Below are 2,748 nucleotides of genomic sequence, written 5' to 3' on the forward strand. Positions count from 1 at the left end.
CACGCCCAGCCAGAGCCCGAACGGAATTACCACGGACATCCAGGCCATAGTCGTAGCCGTAGAAGGCGCAATGGATGTGATGAAACAATTACAGATAGTGGAGAAACTGGCCTACCGGAAGAATATCGAGAACGTCAGCAATATGGATGAACTGGACAAGGACGTATCATTAGTGGCATTGAGATTCAACTACCGGTTGATGTCGGAAAGCAAGATACTGGATAAATGGACTCTGGGATTAGAATACCGGATGTTGAGTGTCAGCATTGCCGAAGACCAGAAGACCGGCATGGTATTTGAGGTAGACCGCGAGGTGAATGATAATCTGATATTCGGGTTTGGATATAACCTGGTTGACTTCTCTGATGACCTGACCACATTAGGCAGGGATTATAAAGTTAAGGGAGCGTTTATTAGATTGACGGCTAAATATTAGAGCCAGTTTAAGCAAAGCGGATCACTGGCTCTTATCCCGACAGTATTTGTCAGAATTCGGCTAAATAGTCACTCTGAGTAATTTTAGGGTGGCATAAATAATTGTATGTATAAGACAAGATGGTCGTTTGTTATAATGGTTCTATTTATTGTATATGTTACCGTATTCAATTATGGTGGTTGCGAATATAAAAGAAATACCAGTGGTAGTAGCGCTTCGGCACCCGGGGTATTCGATCTTATCTTGCCCTGTGATGGAGATATTACGACTGTAAATCCATCAGTTTTCTATCCGGTGCCGGCATTTTCTGTATCATGGGCTAATGCTGTTAATGCCTCTGATTATTTATTGGAGATATCTAAAGACGATGCTTTTATTCCGGCTAATTCGGTTTATTCTTGTACTTTTCCATCCGGCATTACCCGGTATATAGTTCCTGAAGGCGCCGTATTACCCAGTAAATGGTATTACTGGCGGATAACCGCACTAAATTCTTACGGTCGAACCGTTGCCTCTAATGCTCCGTTCTCATTCGCCACCGGTCTCAAAAGCAGCGGAACCCCTTCGGCCGGCGCATTTGATTTGACCGAGCCGCTGAATATCCCCGTAGGCGAGGTATTCTCATCATCACCCAATACTGAGATATTGACTCCCGATCTTAACTGGACCAATGCCCCCAATGAAGTTTTTTATGAGGTGTATCTGGATAATGACAGCAACTTTAATATACCGCTATATACCACAACCGCCAAACCCGGAGTTTTGAATATAACAATCCCCGATACGGTTCCGCTAACAGAGACAAGCCGTTATTACTGGAAGGTGGTGGCCACCAATCCTTATGGCAATGCGGACTCGTCCACATATTCGTTTGCCACCGGTCCGATTAAATATTACACCCTTACTACCGATGTTACAACCATCACGGCTGACCAGGGCCTGACCGCAACGCTTACCGCTTACGGCAACAATAATGCAGTGGTCAGTGTTTATAATCCGTTTAGCATTACAATGAATTCAGGTGCCGGGATAAATTATTATACCAGCAACACCTTCAGCGAAATAAATACCGCGCGGACATATACGCTTAATAACGGGGTTGCCACTATATATGCAAAGGTAACCCTATCAGGGTCGACAATCCTGGTGGCCACGGATCCGGCCTCAAGAACCAAGATTAGCAATTTTATTACCGTCAATCCCGGCGCGGTGGCGGCCGTTACTGTTTTCGGTCCGGACCCAATTGCCTCAGCAGGCACACCCCAGACCTATACCGCGGTTTCCAAGGACGCCAACGGAAACACGGTTTCTGAGACATACACCTGGGCCCATGCCAATGGGAGCGGTTCTGTCACCAGGACCGGTAATAGCCTGACCGGATTCCTGGCCGGGACGGCAACCATCACGGCCACCGGCACTACCAGTGGTATATCAGGCGATAAGGTAGTGACGATAACGGCTGGTGCGATAGTTACCGTGACGGTCTCGGGTTCTGACACGGTATCCGAGACCGCACAGGTTTATACGGCGGTTTCCAGGGATATCAACGGTAATACGGTTTCAGATACTTATAATTGGACGCACTTGAATGACACGGGCTCAGTGACCCGGATCATTAACTCGCTTATCGGCAATTTAGCAGGTACGGTAACAATAACCGCGACCTCAGTGGCTGCGCCGAGCAGATCAGGCGGTAAGGTAGTAACTGTAGTGCCCGGCGCCATTGCCACGGTAACGGTATCAGGTGCCAATTCAGTCACATCAGCCGGTACACCCCAGACCTATGCCGCGGTTTCCAAGGACGCCAACGGAAACACGGTTTCTGAGACATACACCTGGACCCATGCCAATGGGAGCGGTTCAGTCACCCGGACCGGGAATACCATTACCGGATTCCTGGCCGGGACGGCAACCATCACGGCTACCGGTACTACCAGCGGCGTATCCGGTGGTAAAACAGTGACCGTAACCCCTGGGACAGTCACAACCGTGACGGTCTCAGGCGCCAATTCAATCACCTCAGCCGGCACAGCCGAGGCCTACACAGCGGTTTCCAGGGATGCCAACAATAATACGGTCTCAGATACCTATAACTGGGCGCACGTGAATGACACGGGCTCAGTCACCCGGACCGGGAATACCATCACCGGATTCCTGGCAGGCAATATCATGATAACCGCGACCTCGGTCTCAGCGCCAGGAGTATCCGGCGGCAAGGTGGTAACCGTGGTGCCCGGGACAATCGCCACGGTGACGGTAACAGGTTCAAATACGGTATCCGAAACCGCACAGGCCTACACAGCGGTTTCCAG

General features: G+C 49.7%; 2 protein-coding genes. Both read left to right on the forward strand.

Going from position 1 to position 2,748, the window contains the following annotated elements; translation table 11 throughout:
• Window positions 1-436 (forward strand): hypothetical protein (locus tag HZA49_04105; protein ID MBI5778623.1); only part of this gene is annotated, 436 nt, incomplete at its 5' end.
• Between the two features lie 294 nt (window positions 437-730).
• Window positions 731-2,748: hypothetical protein (locus tag HZA49_04110; GenBank protein ID MBI5778624.1), on the forward strand; the 2,018-nt coding region annotated here is incomplete at its 3' end.

The sequence above is a fragment of the Planctomycetota bacterium genome, from assembly GCA_016235865.1.
Lineage (GTDB): Bacteria > Planctomycetota > MHYJ01 > JACQXL01 > JACQXL01 > JACRIK01.